The organism is Pseudomonas sp. (assembly GCF_040514055.1).
Classification (GTDB): domain Bacteria; phylum Pseudomonadota; class Gammaproteobacteria; order Pseudomonadales; family Pseudomonadaceae; genus Aquipseudomonas.
Genome location: NZ_JBEVDL010000099.1, coordinates 1 through 18,849 on the forward strand (window position 1 = coordinate 1; position 18,849 = coordinate 18,849).

The following is an 18,849-nucleotide window of genomic DNA, read 5'->3' on the forward strand; positions in this document are numbered from 1 at the left end:
CAAGCGACTTGTTTATCCAGCCACTTCAACCACTTGCGCTTCACTTCAGCCTGGGCTTCCGTGTCAGCGGGAGGCGAATTCTACAGCGTTTCCAACCGCTGTCAACCTCATCCTGCAACCGCTTTCACTTCATGTCCCAACTCGCCAACCGGACTCTACCACCACCCTGTCGACCCGCCGCATTCTACGCGATCTACACCGCTTAGCAACCCCTCTTTTTAAGCTAACTGCTTGATTTACAAGCCGTTTTCCGAGATGTTCACGCCGGAAGAGGTGCGCATTATAGGCCCGCCAGAACTGCCGTCAAGGCCTATTTCCAACCAATGCCGCTTCTTTACCCCAGGCCACTCCTTTTAGCCTTGGCAGCCGCCTATTAATTAATAGGAGGATCGCGTGATAACAGCAAGAACGCCCTGGAGGCGGCGTAGATCAACCCCTCATCCCTATCGGCCGGACGAGCCACAGGAAGTGCAGCAACCCCAGGCCCAACATGACATATACCAACCCATGCAGTGGTTTCCCGCGTCGCACTGCCTTTTGCAAGGAACTCAGCGCCAGCAGCAAGCCCACAAAGCCCCCCACTCTATAAGGGGGCTGGCTCAAGTCGCTCGGCAACTGCCCCATATTCATCCCGATCAAAACACGGCACAGGCGCCCAGGGAAAACCCCAGCCAGGGAATGGCCATCGACCATCCTTCCACGCAGCGCAGATAGGTCCGGCCAGGACATGAGGCTTGGTCAGCTCATCTATACCGTAAGTGCCAGCCTTTCCTACCTCCCCCTCGATCACTAACTGCCAGGGCTCCTTTTTGAACCCCAAGGCATGACGTGCCGGATCGCCCTTATCGGTGCCGAACGCATAGAAGTTGTTGTGGTGATGGGTGGCATCGCCGCAAGGCGTAAACGCCTCTATCGACGGACCTGCCTGCCATTGCGCAGACTTCGGTTTATCGCCGAAGCAGACGGCTACGGGCCCTGCCCCATGGGCCCAGGCCGCCATAGCGAATAACGCCTGTGGATACCATGCGCATGGCCGCACCGGCGCGCATGGCTAGAGGCAACAGGCCTAGGTACGCCGACTCCCACAAGGCCCCAGGCACGTAGGTCAGCATGACCACTGCGCGACTATGGCGGCTTGACGCACCAATAGACCGCGGAGGCCAGGCGAAATCACGTCACTCAACCGTTTTACGGCGACGCAATTGCAACAGGTATTGCACCGGCCCCGAGGCGGCGTAGGCGAGGAAAATCAGCAGCAGGATCCGCGGCGGATCGCTGAACACGACTGCGAACACCAGCACCACCACCAGAATCGCCACGAAGGGCACGCGCCCCTTGAGGTCCAGGTCCTTAAAGCTGTAGTACTTGATATTGCTGACCATCAGCATCCCGGCAGCCGCCACCAAAATGGCGAATACCACGACAATAAATACCGACATTTCCGTGCCCTTGACCCCCAGATCACTGAAGGCCCAGACCGTACCAGCCACCACGCCAGCCGCCGCCGGACTGGCCAGGCCGATAAAGTAACGCTTGTCGGCCGTGCCGACCTGGGTATTGAAGCGCGCCAGGCGCAGTGCAGCGGCCGCCACATAGATAAAGGCAACCATCCAGCCCACCTTGCCCATGCTGCTCAACGCCCACTCGAACGCCAGCAAAGCCGGCGCCACACCAAAGGCCACCATGTCCGACAAGGAGTCATACTCGGCACCGAAGGCGCTTTGGGTATTAGTCAGGCGCGCCACCCGACCATCCAGGCCGTCGAGCACCATGGCGACGAACACCGCGGCCGCCGCTACGTAGAAGTTGCCGTTCATGGCATTGATGATCGCGTAGAAACCGGCAAACAGGTTGCCAGTAGTAAATAGGTTGGGCAGCAGATAAATACCGCGATGACGGACCTTGCGCCCTTCGGCGTCATGTCCTTCTTCAATATGCTCATCGATCGGCAGCAGGCTTTCTGCATCGGGGGCCACGACGGGCTCCTCTGGACGTTCGTTCATGAACAACACCTTGCGACTGGTTTCGAGGTTCGACCTGGACCGGCGACACGGGTTCGTTCCCGGCCGCGGCGAATCAGGCTTTATAGCAGAAGCCGGGCAGCGCCCATAAAAAAACGCGGCCTAGGCCGCGTTTTTTCGAGTGCCTGCGGACTTAGTTCTTGCTCTTGTCGACGATCTTGTTCGCCGAGATCCAAGGCATCATCGAACGCAGCTGCTCACCTACTACTTCGATACCGTGCGCGGCGTTGTTGCGGCGCTTGGCGGTCATCGACGGGTAGTTGGCAGCGCCTTCGGCGATAAACATCTTGGCGTACTCGCCGTCCTGGATGCGCTTGAGTGCGTTGCGCATGGCCTGACGGGACTCGGCGTTGATGATTTCCGGACCGGTCACGTACTCGCCATACTCGGCATTGTTGGAGATCGAGTAGTTCATGTTGGCAATGCCGCCTTCATACATCAGGTCGACGATCAACTTGAGTTCGTGCAGGCATTCGAAATAGGCCATTTCCGGCGCATAGCCAGCTTCGACCAGGGTCTCGAAACCGGCCTTGACCAGTTCGACGGTACCACCACACAGAACGGCTTGCTCACCGAACAGGTCGGTTTCGGTTTCATCCTTGAAGGTGGTTTCGATGATGCCGGTACGACCGCCACCCACACCCGAGGCGTAGGACAGGGCGACATTCTTGGCATTGCCGGACGCATCCTGATAGATGGCGATCAGGTCGGGAATACCACCGCCCTTGACGAACTCGGAGCGCACGGTGTGACCCGGGGCTTTCGGTGCGATCATGATCACGTCCAGATCGGCCCTCGGCACCACCTGGTTGTAGTGGATGGCGAAACCGTGGGAGAAGGCCAGGGTGGCGCCTTTCTTCAGGTTCGGCTCGACTTCGTTCTTGTACAGCTGCGACTGGAACTCATCCGGTGTCAGGATCATTACCAGGTCAGCGGCCGCGACGGCCGAAGGCACGTCAGTGACTTTCAGGCCATGGGCCTGGGCCTTGGCGACGGTAGCGGAACCCGGACGCAGACCGACGGTGACATCAACACCGGAGTCCTTCAGGTTGCAGGCCTGGGCATGCCCCTGGGAACCGTAACCGATGATGGCGACCTTCTTACCCTGGATGATCGAGAGGTCGCAGTCTTTGTCGTAAAACACTTTCATGGAATTCCCCTATTGATACTAGGCCGCTCGGGCCATTCGCTAAATGATTAGATGCTCAGTACTTTGTCGCCGCGGGCTATGCCGGTGACACCACTGCGGACGGTTTCCAGAATCGAACTGGTGCCGACGGCCTGGATGAAACTGTCCAGCTTGTCGGTCGTGCCGGCCAACTGGATGGTGTAAACGCTGCTGGTGACATCGACGATCTGCCCACGAAAAATATCCGTGGTGCGCTTGATCTCGGCGCGCTGAGCACCGGTGGCCTTGACCTTGACCAGCATCAGTTCGCGCTCGATATGGGCGCTTTCCGACAGGTCGACCAGCTTGACCACTTCGATCAGCTTGTTGAGGTTCTTGGTGATCTGCTCGATCACCTCATCGTGGCCAACGGTGGTCAAGGTCAGACGCGACAGGGTCGGGTCTTCGGTCGGGGCGACGGTCAGGCTTTCGATGTTGTAGTTGCGCTGGGAAAACAGACCCACGACGCGGGACAGGGCGCCCGGCTCGTTTTCCAGCAACAGGGAAATGATGTGTCGCATGGTTTAGGTCCGCTCCGTCTTGCTCAGCCACATGTCGCGCATCGCACCGTCTTTGATCTGCATCGGGTAGACGTGCTCGCTGGTGTCCACCTGGATATCGAGGAACACCAGGCGATCCTTCATCGCAAACGCCTGCTCCATCATCGGCTTGAGATCCTTCAGCTCGGTGATGCGCATGCCGACGTGGCCATAGGCCTCGGCCAACTTGACGAAGTCCGGCAGCGACTCCATGTAGGAATGCGAATGGCGGCTGCTGTACATCATGTCCTGCCATTGGCGGACCATGCCCAGGGCACCGTTGTTCAGGTTGACGATTTTCACCGGCAGCCCGTACTGCAGGCAGGTCGACAGCTCCTGGATGTTCATCTGGATGCTGCCTTCCCCGGTGACACAAGCCACTTCCTCATCGGGGAAATTCAGTTTGACGCCCATGGCCGCCGGAAAGCCGAAGCCCATGGTGCCCAGGCCGCCGGAGTTGATCCAGCGATTGGGCTTGTTGAATCGATAGTACTGGGCGGCGAACATCTGGTGCTGGCCCACGTCGGAGGTGACGTAAGCGTCGCCGCCGGTGACTTCGCTGAGCGTCTCGATCACCGTCTGCGGCTTGATGACGCTGCCGTCGCCCTTGTCATAGGGAAACATGCCACGACTGCCGCGCCATTCCTCGATCTGTTTCCACCAACCCGCCAAGGACTCCTTGCTCGGCGACTCGCCGATATCCTTGAGGATCGCCACCATCTCGGTCAGCACGCTTTCCACCGGACCGACGATCGGTACATCAGCCTTGATGGTTTTGGAGATCGACGCCGGGTCGATATCGATATGGATAATCTTGGCGTTCGGGCAAAACTTGCTCGCGCCATTGATCACCCGATCATCGAAACGCGCGCCCACCGCCAGAATCACATCGGCATGGTGCATGGCCAGGTTGGCGGTGTAGCTGCCATGCATACCGAGCATGCCGAGGAACTGGCGATCGGTGCCTGGGTAACCACCCAAGCCCATCAGAGTGTTGGTCACCGGCAGGTTGAGCATCTGCGCCACTTCGGTCAGCGGTGCCGAGGCATTGCCCATGATCACGCCGCCACCGGCATAGAGGATCGGGCGCTTGGCCGCCAGCAGCATTTCGGCGGCCTTGCGGATCTGCCCGGAATGCCCACGCAGGGCCGGGCTGTAGGAGCGCAGCTTGGCCTTCTTGGGGTAGACGTACTCGAATTTCTCCGCCGGGTTGGTCATATCCTTGGGGATATCGACCACCACGGGACCGGGACGGCCGGACTGGGCGATGTAGAACGCCTTTTTCATCACCTCGGGAATTTCCGACGGGTGCTTGATCATAAAACTGTGTTTCACGATCGGCCGGGAAATACCGATCATGTCGGTTTCCTGGAACGCATCGGTGCCGACCATGGTGCTGGGCACCTGGCCCGACAGCACGACCATCGGAATTGAGTCCATATAGGCGGTGGCGATGCCGGTGATGGCATTGGTCGCACCGGGACCTGAGGTCACCAGTACCACGCCGGCCTTGCCAGTAGCACGGGCATAACCGTCAGCCATATGGGTGGCCGCCTGCTCGTGACGCACCAGGATATGGGTGACTTCCGGTTCCTTGAACAAGGCATCATAAATATGCAGGAGGGCGCCGCCGGGGTACCCATAGATATGCTTAACGCCTTCGTCACGCAGAAAGCGGACGACCATTTCAGCGCCAGATAAAAGCTCCACGTTGTTCACCTCTAAAACGCCAGAAAACCGCCCGCTGTGGGACGGCCTGAAATAGGTTTACTGCCAGCAGAGCATGAGCGACGGTGGTCGCCGACTACGTCAGCTACTACTGAGCAAGTATTGGGAGAACCCCTAAGTGTTGCGGGATTTTCCCACCCAGCGCGAGGTAACGCGTTGCGGGTGTAACAAGGTCGGCACGGGTATGCGCCTCATGTCTGCTGAGCTAAAGCCTGCTTGCGGCCGACTCCACTACAGCGAACGATGAATTGTTGGGAATAGCCCCGCCCAAGTCAAGTCATCCGTAACGTATTCTTCAATCGGTTGCTGTGACACAGCGCAGGATGACGAGACCCCAGTTTTGGTTATAGTAGCTACCTAGGTTCTGCAGCTAACAGAAGGAAAGAGCATGCGACGCACTATTCTCACCGGCAGCCTGCTGCTTGCCCTGAGCGCCAGCGCGATGGCCAGTCAGGTCTACAAATGGGTGGACGCGCAAGGCAATACGCATTTTGGCGCGCAACCGCCGCAGGGGCAGGCGGCCACCGAAATCAATACGGTTATCGCTCCGCCCAAGGCACCTGCCGCAGCACCCGCGACCCCTGCAGCCGGGGTGGGCGCGGACGACCCGGAGCAGAAAGCGCTGGATGAAAAGGTCAAAAAAGAAGTTGCCATCAAGGAAGTTGAACGCAAGAAATACTGCGAAAACGTGCGCGGCAACCTGGCCCAACTGCGCAACAACCCAAGGGTGCAAGTAGAGGACAAAGGTGAAACCCGTCGCCTGACCGAGGAAGAACGCCAGGCCCGCATCGCCGAGAGCGAAAAGGGTATCGCCGAGAAGTGCAAGTAACGTCGCTTTCGACCACGGGGCCCGCTAGAAACGGGCCTGCATCAGGCGATCGAACTCTCCCAGCGCCGTCAACAGCCTGCCCGCCTGGGGGAGACGCTCGGCAAACGCCAACTCAGCCATCGCCTGGATACCTGAGGCAGAGGGCAAAGCCCCCCCCGCAGCCAGCAACGCGCCCATGCGCGGCAGAAGCACCCATTGCAACCACTGCTCCAGTGCCAGACTGTCCACACAAAACGGGGCATCACTGGCGAGCGCCTGAGCGCTGGGTGGCGCGACATCCCACCAACCCTGCTGACGCAGCTCACGCTCGATCAGCAGGAGATTATCGGCCAGCAAAGGTCGACGCGGATCCATCAGAGGTTAACCCTGGCCCGTTCACGGGCTTGCGCCGCGCCCGCCGGGTCGCCCTGGCGCTCACGTGCCTGGCCGATCAACGACCAGAGGCTGGCCTGCAAGGCCGGACGCCCGTTGGCATAGGTCAAACCACGCCGTGCGAACTGCTCCGCCTGGGCGGCATCGCCCTGGGCCAGACGCACCTCGGCCAACCGGTAGAGCACCTGTGGTTCTCGGGGCGCGATGCGCTGGGCGCGCTCCAGGCTGGACGAGGCGCCATTGAGGTCGCCTCCGCCTTGTTGTTGTTGAGCGGTGGTCAACAAGGCCAATACCGGGCCATCAAGCTGCTCGTCAGCGGCCAGCGTACCACCGGAGGGCACACCGTTCGGCATGTTCGGGGCGATCACGCCACCTGGACTCATTGGCGCGCCGTTGCCCGGTCCCGGAACGATCGGGCCTGGCGTGATGGGCGCGGCGGCGCCAGCGGAGGCCGGATAACGCTGAATCGGCGCAGTACTGTTACCGGCGCCCGGTACCATCACCACCACGCCCGAGTCCTCAGGCAGTGCTCGCGGCACGGCCACCGGCGCACGGTAAGGCGAGGAGCCGCCGCCCTCCTGCTCCTCGGAAACGGAAGCACCCGCCTCCACCACCGGAATCGCACCCCGCTGGGCTGTCGAGCAGCCGGCCAGCAAAGTTGTGGCCGCCAACACGGGAATCCACCATCTAGTCACATTAGACCTCTCATTCTACCCAGCCCTTGACCCAATCCATCACGGAATCCACTGGTGCTTGAATCCCGCAGGCGCCGCCGGGGGTCGGCTCGCTGCCGCGAATATACGGCATCTGTATGGCGTTGGTGCAGCTGGGATCCGAGCCCTGACCATTGCTCGGGTCGATCCAGGCCTGCACCACATTGTCCGGCAACGGCATGTCCAGCGGCAGCGGGTCGGCCTTGGCCATAAAGCCAGTCCAGACCTGCAGCGCACCGGTGGCACCGGTCAACGGTGTCGGGCCATTGTCATCGCGCCCCAGCCAGACCACCGCCAGCAGGTCCTGGCTAAAGCCGGCGAACCAGCTGTCGCGCGAATCATTGCTGGTGCCGGTCTTGCCGGCCAGGTTCAGCGCCGCGGGCAACTGACTGTAGACCGACCGCCCAGTGCCTTCGCGCATGGTGCGTTGCATGGCGTTCTGGGTCAGGTAAATGGCGCCCGGATCGAAGCGCTGCTGGATCTGGAAGGGGTAGCGCTTGAGCGGCTCACCCTCAGCGGTCAGTACACTGCGAATACCGCGTAATGGCGTATTGAATCCACCGCTGGCGATGGTCTGGTACATGGTCGCCACCTCCATGGGACTCAAGCCCCCGGCCCCCAGCAACATCGACGGATAGGCTGGCCACTCCCGGACCACCCCCAGGCGCTCCAGGGTTTTGAGTACCGTAGGCACGCCCAGTTCCAGGCCCAGCTTGGCCGTAGACAGGTTGTAGGATTGGGCCAGGGCCTGGTACAGGTACACACTGCCATGGGCCTTGCGGTCGTAATTTTGCGGGCGCCACACCTGGCCGTCCTGACCTTTCACGGAGAACGGCTCGTCCGCCAACCAACTGGTCAGGGAATACTGGCTGGGACGCTCCAGGGCAGTGAGGAAAATCGCCGGTTTGATCAACGAACCGATCGGGCGAACGGCGTCCAGCGCCCGATTGAAACCGGCAAAGCGCGGCTGGCGGCTGCCGATCAACACCTGCACTTCGCCGGTTTCCGGATTGGTCACCACCACCGCAGCCTCGACCTCGTCCACGCCCTTGCGCCCGGACAGGCGCTTCAGGCTATCGCTGAGCGCGGCCTCAGCCTTCAGCTGCAGAATGGGATCAAAGCTGGTGAAGATACGCAGGCCTTCCTCGGTCAGGTCTTCCTCGCGGTAATCCTCGCGCAACTGACGTTTGACCAGGTCCAGAAAGGCGGGAAACGAGCTGTCGGCCAGGCTGCCACGCTGGGTCACGCCAAGCGGCATCAGTTTGGCCGCGGCGACTTCTTCGGCGCTGGCCACGCCCTGCTCGAGCAATACATCGAGCACCACGTTGCGCCGTTTGAGGGCTTGCTCAGGGTTGCGTCGCGGGTTGTATACAGTCGGGCCCTTGACCATGCCGACCAGCAGCGCCACTTGGTGCAACTTGAGCTCGGCCAGCGGCTGGCTAAAGAAATACTGACTGGCCAGGCCAAAACCGTGCACCGCACGCTGCCCATCCTGGCCGAGGAACACTTCGTTCAGGTAGGACTCGAGGATGTCATTCTTCTCGTAGTGCAGCTCCAGCAGGACCGCCATCATGGCTTCGGTCAGCTTACGCGTCAGGCTGCGCTCATTGGTCAGGTAGAAATTCTTCACCAGCTGCTGGGTCAGGGTGCTACCACCCTGGCGCAATTGACCGGACGACGCGTTGATCCAGACCGCGCGGGCGATGGATTTGGGCGATACCCCCAAGTGGTGGTAGAACTCCCGATCCTCGACCGCCACTAGGGTTTCCAGCAGGTAGGGCGGCACCTGGTCCAGCTTGATCAGGATACGGTCTTCGTGGTGCGCCGGGTACAGACCGCCAATCAGCATGGGTTCGAGCCGTGCGACCGCCAGCTTGGCGCCATTGGCCTGGGTCAGGCCGGCGACATAATCGCCGGAAAAACGCACCCGCACCGGTTGCGCGGGCTCGGCGCCTTCATAAAATTGAAAGCCCCGGGTGTACAGGTCAACGTTGCCGCCGCTCACCACTGCCGCACCCGGACCACTGACTGCGCTTTCGCGTCGGTAGCCCAAGGCATCGAGCTCAATGAGGAAATCTTCCTTGGACAGCTTCTGCCCCTCGAACAGCTCCAATGGCCGAGCGTAGACCTTGGCCGGCACCGTCCAGCGCTTGCCGGAAAACTTCTCCTGCACCACCGCATCGAGGTACACGGCGAAGCCGGCCAGCACCACCAGCCCCACCAGACCGAGCTTTAAAACCCAGCCCAGCCAGGTACGAAGGCCGCCGGAACGGGGTTTGGAACGCGAACGAGAAGTGCGGGGACGAGTCATGGCGGCGCATTATACGCACTTTGCCCCCGACCGACAGGCGCGCACCAACGGTTTGCACGGCGCGACTCAGCCGCCATAATGCGGCCTTCCATTTGCCTGACTTCCAAGGAACCACCGTGAGCCAGTCCCTGCTTGCAGCCCTGCAGAACCCGGCCCTCTACCCCCACCCGGTGGAAGGTTTCCAGGTCATCGAGACCCATATCTCCTGGGTGCTGCTCACCGGCCCCTTCGCCTACAAGCTCAAGAAACCAGTCAATTTTGGCTTTCTCGACTTTACCGACCTGGCGGCACGACAGCATTTTTGTCAGGAAGAACTGCGCCTGAACGGGCGCCTGACCCAGGACCTGTATTTGGACGTACTGCCGATCACCGGCAGTGCCGAGGCACCGCAGCTCAATGGCGATGGCCCGGTCATCGAGTATGCGATCAAGATGCGGCAGTTCCCGCAGAGCCACCTCCTCGGCGAGATCCAGGCCCGTGGCGAACTGTCCGATCAGCATATCGATGCGCTGGCCCAGCAGATTGCCACCTTTCACCTGAACACGCCGACCGTCCCCGTCGAGCACGAGCTGGGCACACCGGAAGCGGTGATGGCGCCGGTGCGGCAAAACTTCGAACAGATCCGCCCGCTGCTCAAGGACAAGGCCGACCTGGTGCAACTGGACGCCTTGGAGGCCTGGGCCGAAAGCAGTTACGCCCGCCTGCTGCCCTTGCTCGAGCGGCGTAAAGCGCAAGGCTTTATCCGCGAATGCCACGGCGACATCCATCTAGGCAACGCCGCGCTGATCGACGGCCAGGTGGTGCTGTTCGACTGCATCGAATTCAACGAACCCTTTCGCCTGACCGACACCACCGCGGACAGTGCCTTTCTGGTCATGGACCTGGAAGATCGCGGGCTCAAACCCCTGGCGCGCCGCTTCCTCAGTGGCTGGCTGGAACACACCGGCGATTACGACGCGCTGGAACTGATGAACTTCTATAAAGCCTACCGCGCCATGGTACGGGGCAAGGTCAGCCTGTTCAGCCTGGGGCACGAAGCGGATGCCGTGCAGCGTGCGGTGATTCTGCGTCAGTACCGCCGTTACGCCGACCTCGCGGAAAGCTATAGCGCCATACCGTCACGCTTCCTGGCCATTACCCACGGGGTCTCGGCCGTCGGCAAGAGTCATGTGGCCATGCGCCTGGTTGAAGCGCTCGGGGCGGTCCGCCTGCGCTCCGACGTCGAGCGCAAGCGCTTGTTCGGCGAACAGCCCGCCGGCACCCAGGGGCATTTGAACAGCGGCATCTACGACCCGGCCGCCAGCAGCAGCACCTACGACCGCCTGCACCAACTGGCCGAAACGGTACTGCATGCCGGCTTCCCGGTGATCATCGATGCCACCTACCTTAAACAGGCCCAACGTCAGACCGCCTGGCAAGCGGCCGAACACACCGGCACCCCGTTCCTGATCCTTGACTGCCAGGCGCCCAACGAGGTGATTGCCGGCTGGCTGGAGCAGCGCCAGAACGACGGGCGCGACCCCTCGGATGCCACGCTGGAGGTGATCCAGGCGCAACAGGCCAGCCGCGAACCGCTGAACGAAGACGAGCTGTTGCACAGCAAACGCGTCGACACCCACGACAGCGCCAGCCTCGACAGCCTGGTTGCGCGCATCCGTACCCGCCTGCCCGGCCTTTAAAGGCACCCGCGCACCGCGCAGAGCGCGGTGCGACTTCTATACTGCCGGTGATACCTTCACCGGACCCCTTGCCATGAGCCTGCCGCGCCAACTGGATCATCCGCTGTATCGCCTGCTGCACAACGACGATATTGTCGCCTTTAACCAACAGAAACCCACCTCGGGCCCGATCGATCTGGTGGGCGGCGACTTTCGCGGCATCGACCTGCGCACCTTGCAGGCCGAACGCATCGACTTCACCGATGCCTACTTTCGTGGCGCTGACCTGCGCGGCGTTGACCTGCGCCAGGCGGCGCTGGAGGGCGCCAGCCTGGCCCATGCGCAGATATCGGGCGCTTACTTCCCCGCCGAACTGAGCGCCGACGAGATCCTGATGTCGGTCAATTTCGGCACCCGGCTGCGTTACCGGACTCGTCCATGAGCGACGTGGTCGCGCTGTTCGGAGCGCGGACGCAGGCCTATGCGAGTTTCCGACCGCACTACCCACCGGCGCTCTTCCACTGGCTTGCCGCCCACAGCCCCGCGCACCGCTGCGCCCTGGACATTGCCTGTGGTAACGGCCAGGCCAGCGCCCCACTGCTCGAACACTTCGATCGGGTGCTGGCTTGCGATGCCAGCCTCGAGCAGCTGCGCGCCATGCCGGACGCCCCCAGGCTGAGCCGTTTCGCCGCCAACGCCGAGACACAGCCGCTGCCCAGCGCCTGCCTCGACCTGATCGTCGTCGCCCAGGCCTTGCACTGGTTCGCCACCCCGGCTTTTTTCTCGGAAGCCGCGCGACTGCTCAAGCCCGGCGGCCTGTTCTGCGCCTGGTGCTACGGGCTTATGCGCATCGAGCCACTGCTCGACCGGGTGATCGAGCAATTTTACCGCGTCACCCTGGCCGGCCACTGGCCCCCGGGGCGCGCCAGCGTGGATGCCGGCTACCGCGACGTCCAGCCGCCCTTCCCGCGGCTGCAACCCCCCACTTTCGCACTGCAGGCGCAGTGGAGCTTCGGGCATCTGCTGGGCTACCTGCGCACCTGGTCGGCCGTGCAGCGCTGGGAGCAGATGCACGGGCGTGATCCACTTGCCGAGCTCCACGAGCCCCTGCGCCAGGCATGGGGCGATATCAACCGGCCACGCCTGGTCCACTGGCCGCTACACTTTCTCATGGGTTTTCCCGCCGGCCAGCACCTGATGCACGGAGGCTGAATGAATGATGAATTGCAGCACTTGAAGAACCTGGGCAAGACTTCGGCCCAATGGTTGCATGCAGTTGGCATCCACAGCGCCACGGACTTGAGACGCCTGGGCGCGGTAAGCGCCTACCGGGCGGTGCGCGCGCGGGGTTTTCGGGCTTCGCGAGTGCTGCTGTATGCCATAGAAGGCGCCTTGCTCGACATGCATTGGAATGACCTGCCGGCCGCCCACAAAGCCGAACTGAACCTGCAACTCGAGGCCGGCGCCGCGCAGAACAAGAGCTAGCTCACAATCTACACGCCCCAGGATTTACGCCAAGGCGCTAGGCGCCTATCGTGAAAAGGACGTTCGTGTATTCTCGTCACCTGCCAGTTCAAGGAATCAGTGTATGTACTTACTCGGGGAGCAACCGGCCTACGCCGATCAGCTGATCAATCGACTGCAGAGCATCCCGTCTCAACTACTGGAAGGCTTGAGCCCGGCCGGTGCACCCTTGCTGCTGGAACGTGTCGAAGACCTGGCCCAAGTCCTGCCGAGCAACCAGTTGTTTATCATCGAGAATGGCCTGCTGCATGCCTTGGTCGATGGGCGACCGCTGTTTTACCTGCAGGAAGGCGACCTCGTGGGACTGCGCCAAGGGATCGAGCTACCGAGCTGCCGATACACCAGCGAAGAACCTCTGAGCCTGATTCCCTACGCGCGCAGCGACGTGTTCAAACACATCTACGCCGATGAACAGCGACAAGAATTGTTCATTCAGTACCTAATTGGTCACACCGCGCTTTTGTCGGACGCATTGGCCCGCCTGAAACAACCGGAAATTCGCCCCGCCACCGGCTTCCAGCATTTCGCCGCCGGCGAGGAATTGATCCACCAAGGTGATGAAGCAGACCATGTCTTTATCATCATCGAAGGCTATGCCGAGGCCTACGTCGATGGACAAAAAGTCGGCGACGTCCAAAAGGACGAGATTTTCGGCGCCATGGCGGTGTTCACCCGGGAAAAACGTAGCGCCACCGTACTGGCCAGCGAGCCGTGCACGGTCATGGTGATCCCCAAGGAGCAATTTCTCAGCTTGATGCAGAGCAACCCGCGGATCGCTCACAGCCTGATCGAAAGCATGGCCCGCAGGATCGACCTGCTGAACAAGGAAGTGACCCAATTGCGCCTTCCGTCCGTTGCCGGGTAAGCGCTCTGCCGCGCCATCAACCCGGCCCAGCGCCGGGTTTTGTGCATCTGGGCAACGCGTTTGGACAGCGCCAAAAAAAGTGCAGGATGAAAGCTTGACATCGAAATGAGAATTGTTATTATTATCACAACTGGTCGCGAGATCAGTCGATAAGCTAAAGAGACCATTCAGTCGGAATCTTCAGGTTATCTCCTCATCAGGCTAAACACGGTTATTTGACCCGGCTCACACCCGGGTCTTTTTTTGTCCGCGGTTTGGCATCCAGGCAACGCCTTACGCCGCTGGCACCGAAGCGCGCAAGGCGCGGTTACCGCCGCTTCTCTTCGCCACATACATCGCCTCATCGGCCAGCTGCAGCAGGCGCTGCTCCTGATCGCCATGCTCCGGGTAAAGCGCCATGCCGATGCTGGGCAATACCGACTGCTGATAGCCGCCCAAGTCAAACGGCTGGTTAAGCGCGTTGCGAATCTTTTCCGCCAATGCCCAGGCGTGCTCATCCAGTTGAATACTTTCGAGCAAAATGACGAATTCGTCGCCGCCAATCCGCGCCACGGTGTCCGACTCCCTCACACACTGGCGCAAGCGCAGTGCGACCACTTGCAGCAACAAGTCGCCGGCAGCATGCCCGCAGTTGTCGTTGACCTCCTTGAACTTGTCCAGATCCAGGTACAGCAGCGCCAGACGACCCTGCTCGCGCCGCGCGCGAGCCAGGGCAGTGCTCAGCCGGTCGGCCAGCAGCGCGCGATTGGGCAGGCCCGTCAGGGGATCATGGCGAGCGATAAACTGCAGGCGACTATGCAACTGCTTGCGCTCGATGGCATCGGCAATCTGGGTCGAGACGAACTGCAGCAGTTCCTGATCCTGGGCGCTATAACTGGCGCCACCGGCATAACCCTGCAGGACCATGGCGCCGATGGTGCCGTTGCACGACTGCAGCGGCACACCCAACCAATAGGGCGACTGTTCGACGGCGCCCGCGGCCAGCCGCGATTCGGGTGTCAGCAACAGGGTCTGGCCCGTACGCATCACCTGGGCACAGGCCGTATTGGCGTCGAGCCGATGGCTATGCGGTACCTGCCCTTGGAGGTCGACGTGATAGGCCGACCGCAGCTCACCCGAAGCCTCGTCGTAGAGCATCACCGAGAAATTATCCGCGGGCAGCAACTCACCGACGATCTGGTGGATACGCTGGAAGAGCGCCAACACATTTTCACTGGCATGGGCTGCTTCGGAAATCCGGTAGAGCGCGGCCTGCAATGACTCGGTGCGCTTGCGCTCGGTGATGTCTCGCGCGACCGCCACCCGCACCTGATCGGCCTCGGACCAGCGCGCTGACCACATGATGTGCACGACATGCCCGTCCTTGTGCAGGTAGCGGTTCTCGAAACCGCTCTTGGACTGTCCAGCCACCACCTCGGCGGCCGCTTGGCGCGTTTTGGCGTGATCCTCGGGCAACACCAGGTCGAGCATATTGCGCCCCACCAACTCGTCTGGCGTATAACCAAAAATCCGTTCGCAGGCGGCACTGACCGAAACGAAACGCCCATCCATATCGACCACGCAGATAGCGTCGAGCAACAGGTCGACGAAACTGGCAAGTGGGAGGGGCTGTGGTTTGTCTGTCACTCGCGCGCACCCTGTGCTGGGGCAAAGCGCCCCTGCTGTCGGCGCGCCTATCGCCCAACAGCCCGTCGCCGATCCTGGCGGGCGCGGCAAGCGCAATTTTCGGGACTGCCGCAGTTACAGCCTAGCTTGGATTGCACCTGGCGTTATGGCAATAGGCTATTTCTTTGTCACGGGCCCCGCCGTAGCCCAGCGAAACCAACCCTGAGGACCACGGCAGGGGTTAGGCGTCAGAGACCGATGACCGCTTCCAGGGTCAACTGCACCATGTCGTGGAAATCCTCCTGGCGCTGCTCGGCGCTGAGTTTTTCGCCTTCCAGAATATGGTCGCTGACGGTCAGCACGGTCAGGGCCTGGCGGCCCAGTTCGGCGGCCACGCCATAGAGGCCGGCGGCCTCCATTTCAACGGCGAGGATGCCCATGCGGGTCATGCGCGCGAACAACTCGGGATCCGGCTCATAAAACAGGTCGGCGGAAAACACGTTACCTATATGCACCGCCTGATTGCGCGCCTCGGCCACCTGCACCGTGCGCGCCAGCAACCGATAATCGGCAAGGGCGGCAAAATCGAAACCGGCCAGGCGCTTGCGATTGACCATCGAGTCGGTGGAAGCACCCTGGGCGATCACCAGGTCGCGCACCCGCACGCCGGTCTGCACCGAACCGCAACTGCCGACCCGCACGATACGCTGCACGCCGTATTGGCTGAACAGCTCGTGGGCATAGATGGACACGGACGGGATGCCCATGCCCGAGCCCATCACCGAGATGCGCTGGCCCTTGTAGTGCCCGGTGAAGCCAAGCATGTTGCGCACGCCATTGACCTGCTGCACATCGCTCAGGTAGGTCTCGGCGATCATCTTGGCCCGCAACGGATCGCCCGGCATCAGGACGGTTTCGGCAAACTCGCCCACCTGGGCGCTGATATGGGGTGTGGCCATCAGGAACGACGCTCCGCATTATTAAGAAAGGATTGACCATGGCTACAGGGCGCCAGGTCGAAAAACGCGGCCAGGGTCTGGCCGATGTCGGCGAAACTGCCCCGCTCGCCCAAGCTGCCGGCGCGCACGCCCGCGCCATAGGCCAGTACCGGCACATGCTCGCGGGTATGGTCGCTGCCTGGCCAGCTGGGATCACAGCCATGGTCCGCCGAGAGCAGCAGCAAATCGTCCGGCCCCAGGGCCGCCAGCAACAGCGGCAACTGTCGATCGAACGCCTCCAGCGCCTGGGCGTAGCCGGCGATATCCCGGCGATGGCCATAGAGCATGTCGAAATCGACGAAGTTGCTGAACACCAGGCACCCCGAGGGCGCCTCGGCCAGGGCCTGCAAGGTGCTGTCGAACAGCGCGTCGTTGCCATCGCCCTTGTACAGCCGGCTGATCCCGCGGTGGGCGAAGATATCGCCGATCTTGCCCACGGCGAACACCTGACCACCCGCCTCGCACAGGCGGTCGAGCACGGTCGGGGCCGGTGGCGGTACGGCATAGTCCCGGCGGTTGCCGGTGCGCCGGAACGTCGCCGGGCTGTCGCCCGTAAACGGACGGGCAATGACCCGACCGATGTTGTAGTCGTCGCACAGCTCGCGGGCGAGCAGGCACAGGTCCAGCAGCCGCTGCAGACCAAAACTGTCTTCATGGGCAGCGATCTGGAACACGCTGTCGGCCGAGGTGTAACAGATGGGTTTGCCCGTGCGTCGGTGTTCCTCGCCCAGCGCCTCGAGGATGGTGGTGCCCGAGGCGTGGCAATTGCCGAGGATGCCCGGCAACCCGCCACGGCGGATCAGCTCATCGAGCAGCGCCGGCGGAAAGCAATTTGTCGGTTCACTGAAATAGCCCCAGTCGCTGAGCACCGGCACCCCGGCCATCTCCCAGTGACCGGACGGCGTGTCCTTGCCGCTGGACAGCTCACGGGCATAACCATAGGCACCGTGCGCCGGCTGTTCAGCGCTGAAGCCAGGCGGGTAGACCCCGGCGCTGAGCGCCGCGGCATGGCCCAGGCCCAGCGCCGCCAGGTTGGGCAGTTGCAGTGGCCCGTGGCGCTGGCCATTGTCAGCCTCGCCGCGGGCACAGGCCTCGGCGATATGCTGGAAGGTATTGGCACCGACATCACCGAAGCGCTCGGCATCGGCGCTGGCACCGATGCCAAAGGAGTCGAGCACCAGCAGCAAGGCTCTTTTCATGGGTTCAGCTCCTAGAGGCGCTCACTGATCAATTCACGGGCCGTCGGCTCGCCGTTACCCAGGACATAGGCCGCGCGCAGGGATTGTTCCGCCCGTTGCGCCGCCTCGACGTCACGGGCATGCACCAGCGCCAGGGGCCGCTCGGGACCCACCGCCTCGCCCGGCAGGGCCAGCGCACTGAAACCCACCGACCCGTCGATCATATCTTCCGGCCGACGGCGCCCACCACCCAGGCCGATCACCGCCACGCCAATGGCGCGGGTATCGATCTGCTGCACCACCCCAGGCTGTTCCGGGTAGATCGGGTGGACCACCGGCGCCCAGGGCAGGTGCTGCCAGGGTTTGACATGCAAGTCGGCAGGACCGCCAAGCGCCTCGACCATGCGCAGGAAGCGTTGCAACGCTTCGCCGCTGTGCCAGGCGGCCAGCAGGCGCTCACGGGCGGTCGCCAGGTCCGGCGCCAGGCCGGCGGCCACCAGGCTTTCCTCGGCCAGGGCCAGGGTCACTTCCCACAGGCGCGGGCTGCGCACCTCGCCCTTGAGCAGGGCCAGGGCTTCCTCCACTTCCAGTGCATTGCCGGCACTGCGCGCCAGGGGCTGGTTCATGTCGGTGATCAGCGCGCGGGTCTTGACCCCCGCGCCATTGGCCACGGCGACGATGCTCTCGGCGAGGGCATGGGCCTGGGCCGGGTCGTTCATAAAGGCGCCGTTGCCCACCTTGACGTCCATGATCAGCACGTCCAGGCCGGCCGCCAGTTTTTTCGCCAGGATCGAGGCGGTGATCAGGTCGATGGACTCCACCGTGCCGGTCACGTCACGGATGCCGTACAGGCGCTTGTCGGCCGGGGCCAAGTCAGCCGTCTGGCCGATGACCGCGCAGCCGACCTCGGCCACCACGGCCCGCAGCCGCTCAGGATCCGGCTGGGTGCAATAACCCGGGATGCTCTCGAGTTTGTCCAGGGTGCCGCCGGTATGGCCCAGGCCACGCCCGGAAATCATCGGCACGTAACAGCCGCAGGCGGCCAGCAACGGCGCCAACACCAGGCTGACCAGATCGCCGACGCCACCGGTGGAATGTTTATCCACCACCGGGCCGGGAAGGTCCCACTGCAGCACTTGGCCGGAGTCGCGCATGGCCTGGGTCAGGGCGATGCGCTCCTCCAGGGTCATGCCCTTGAGCAACACCGCCATGGCGAAGGCCGCCACCTGGCCTTCACTCAAGCTGCCGTCCTGGATGCCTTGGACAAACCGCTGGATGTCCGCCGCGTCGAGCACCAAGCCATCGCGTTTTTGCCGAATCACTTCCTGAGCCAGCCACAT

At 62.3% G+C, this 18,849-nt stretch carries 17 protein-coding genes; 6 read left to right on the forward strand and 11 right to left on the reverse strand.

What is annotated here, in order from left to right:
* Positions 1-1,175: 1,175 nt before the first annotated feature.
* The 4 genes from pssA to ABWY06_RS25360 all read right to left on the reverse strand — a co-directional run bounded on the left by pssA (position 1,176) and on the right by ABWY06_RS25360 (position 5,438).
* Positions 1,176-2,003 (reverse strand): CDP-diacylglycerol--serine O-phosphatidyltransferase, encoded by an 828-nt coding sequence (pssA, locus tag ABWY06_RS25345; RefSeq protein ID WP_353928356.1) that lies wholly within the window; start codon positions 2,001-2,003, stop codon positions 1,176-1,178.
* 151 nt (positions 2,004-2,154) lie between these two features.
* Entirely contained in the window at positions 2,155-3,171 is a 1,017-nt protein-coding gene (gene ilvC / locus ABWY06_RS25350) for a ketol-acid reductoisomerase (RefSeq protein WP_353928357.1), read from the reverse strand.
* A gap of 47 nt (positions 3,172-3,218) precedes the next feature.
* Positions 3,219-3,710: an acetolactate synthase small subunit gene (gene ilvN, locus ABWY06_RS25355; protein ID WP_353928358.1), complete on the reverse strand. Its 492-nt coding sequence runs from the start codon at positions 3,708-3,710 to the stop codon at positions 3,219-3,221.
* Positions 3,711-3,713: 3 nt separating this feature from the next.
* A complete protein-coding gene (locus ABWY06_RS25360; RefSeq protein ID WP_353928359.1) occupies positions 3,714-5,438 on the reverse strand; it encodes an acetolactate synthase 3 large subunit in 1,725 nt (574 codons plus the stop codon).
* A 406-nt stretch (positions 5,439-5,844) separates the two neighbouring features.
* Between ABWY06_RS25360 and ABWY06_RS25365 the strand changes: the two genes are divergently transcribed.
* Entirely contained in the window at positions 5,845-6,285 is a 441-nt protein-coding gene (locus ABWY06_RS25365; protein WP_353928360.1) for a DUF4124 domain-containing protein, read from the forward strand.
* A 24-nt stretch (positions 6,286-6,309) separates the two neighbouring features.
* Here the strand turns inward: ABWY06_RS25365 and ABWY06_RS25370 are convergent, their stop codons facing one another.
* From ABWY06_RS25370 to mrcB, 3 genes are read right to left on the reverse strand one after another with little or no spacing between them, the layout of a single operon-like run.
* Positions 6,310-6,639, reverse strand: coding sequence for a YqcC family protein (locus ABWY06_RS25370; RefSeq protein WP_353928361.1), 330 nt, complete (start codon positions 6,637-6,639; stop codon positions 6,310-6,312).
* A complete protein-coding gene (locus ABWY06_RS25375) occupies positions 6,639-7,352 on the reverse strand; it encodes a tetratricopeptide repeat protein (RefSeq protein WP_353928362.1) in 714 nt (237 codons plus the stop codon). The genes ABWY06_RS25370 and ABWY06_RS25375 overlap by 1 nt, the downstream gene beginning before the upstream one ends.
* Before the next feature lie 10 nt (positions 7,353-7,362).
* A complete protein-coding gene (mrcB, locus tag ABWY06_RS25380; protein ID WP_353928363.1) occupies positions 7,363-9,681 on the reverse strand; it encodes a penicillin-binding protein 1B in 2,319 nt (772 codons plus the stop codon).
* A gap of 116 nt (positions 9,682-9,797) precedes the next feature.
* On the opposite strand from mrcB, the gene ABWY06_RS25385 reads away from it, so the two are divergent.
* The 5 genes from ABWY06_RS25385 to ABWY06_RS25405 all read left to right on the forward strand — a co-directional run bounded on the left by ABWY06_RS25385 (position 9,798) and on the right by ABWY06_RS25405 (position 13,728).
* Positions 9,798-11,360, forward strand: a complete 1,563-nt coding sequence (locus ABWY06_RS25385) for a bifunctional aminoglycoside phosphotransferase/ATP-binding protein (RefSeq protein WP_353928364.1) — start codon at positions 9,798-9,800, stop codon at positions 11,358-11,360.
* A gap of 73 nt (positions 11,361-11,433) precedes the next feature.
* Complete coding sequence (locus tag ABWY06_RS25390; RefSeq protein WP_353928365.1) at positions 11,434-11,781, forward strand: pentapeptide repeat-containing protein; 348 nt, start codon at positions 11,434-11,436, stop codon at positions 11,779-11,781.
* Positions 11,778-12,551, forward strand: coding sequence for a class I SAM-dependent methyltransferase (locus ABWY06_RS25395; protein ID WP_353928366.1), 774 nt, complete (start codon positions 11,778-11,780; stop codon positions 12,549-12,551). Before ABWY06_RS25390 ends, ABWY06_RS25395 begins: the two co-directional genes overlap by 4 nt.
* The gene (locus tag ABWY06_RS25400) at positions 12,552-12,824 is read left to right on the forward strand and encodes a TfoX/Sxy family protein (protein ID WP_353928367.1); all 273 of its coding nucleotides are present in this window, start codon (positions 12,552-12,554) and stop codon (positions 12,822-12,824) included.
* 103 nt (positions 12,825-12,927) lie between these two features.
* Complete coding sequence (locus ABWY06_RS25405) at positions 12,928-13,728, forward strand: Crp/Fnr family transcriptional regulator (protein WP_353928368.1); 801 nt, start codon at positions 12,928-12,930, stop codon at positions 13,726-13,728.
* Positions 13,729-14,001: 273 nt separating this feature from the next.
* On the opposite strand, the gene ABWY06_RS25410 is transcribed toward ABWY06_RS25405, so the two are convergent.
* The 4 genes from ABWY06_RS25410 to deoA form a co-directional block, all read right to left on the reverse strand.
* Positions 14,002-15,354: a diguanylate cyclase domain-containing protein gene (locus tag ABWY06_RS25410; protein WP_353928369.1), complete on the reverse strand. Its 1,353-nt coding sequence runs from the start codon at positions 15,352-15,354 to the stop codon at positions 14,002-14,004.
* A gap of 227 nt (positions 15,355-15,581) precedes the next feature.
* Positions 15,582-16,292: a purine-nucleoside phosphorylase gene (gene deoD, locus ABWY06_RS25415; RefSeq protein WP_353928370.1), complete on the reverse strand. Its 711-nt coding sequence runs from the start codon at positions 16,290-16,292 to the stop codon at positions 15,582-15,584.
* Positions 16,292-17,530 carry a phosphopentomutase gene (locus tag ABWY06_RS25420; RefSeq protein ID WP_353928371.1) on the reverse strand — a complete coding sequence of 413 codons (1,239 nt, stop codon included), beginning with the start codon at positions 17,528-17,530 and terminating at the stop codon, positions 16,292-16,294. The genes deoD and ABWY06_RS25420 overlap by 1 nt, the downstream gene beginning before the upstream one ends.
* Positions 17,531-17,541: 11 nt before the next feature.
* Entirely contained in the window at positions 17,542-18,849 is a 1,308-nt protein-coding gene (gene deoA / locus ABWY06_RS25425) for a thymidine phosphorylase (RefSeq protein WP_353928372.1), read from the reverse strand.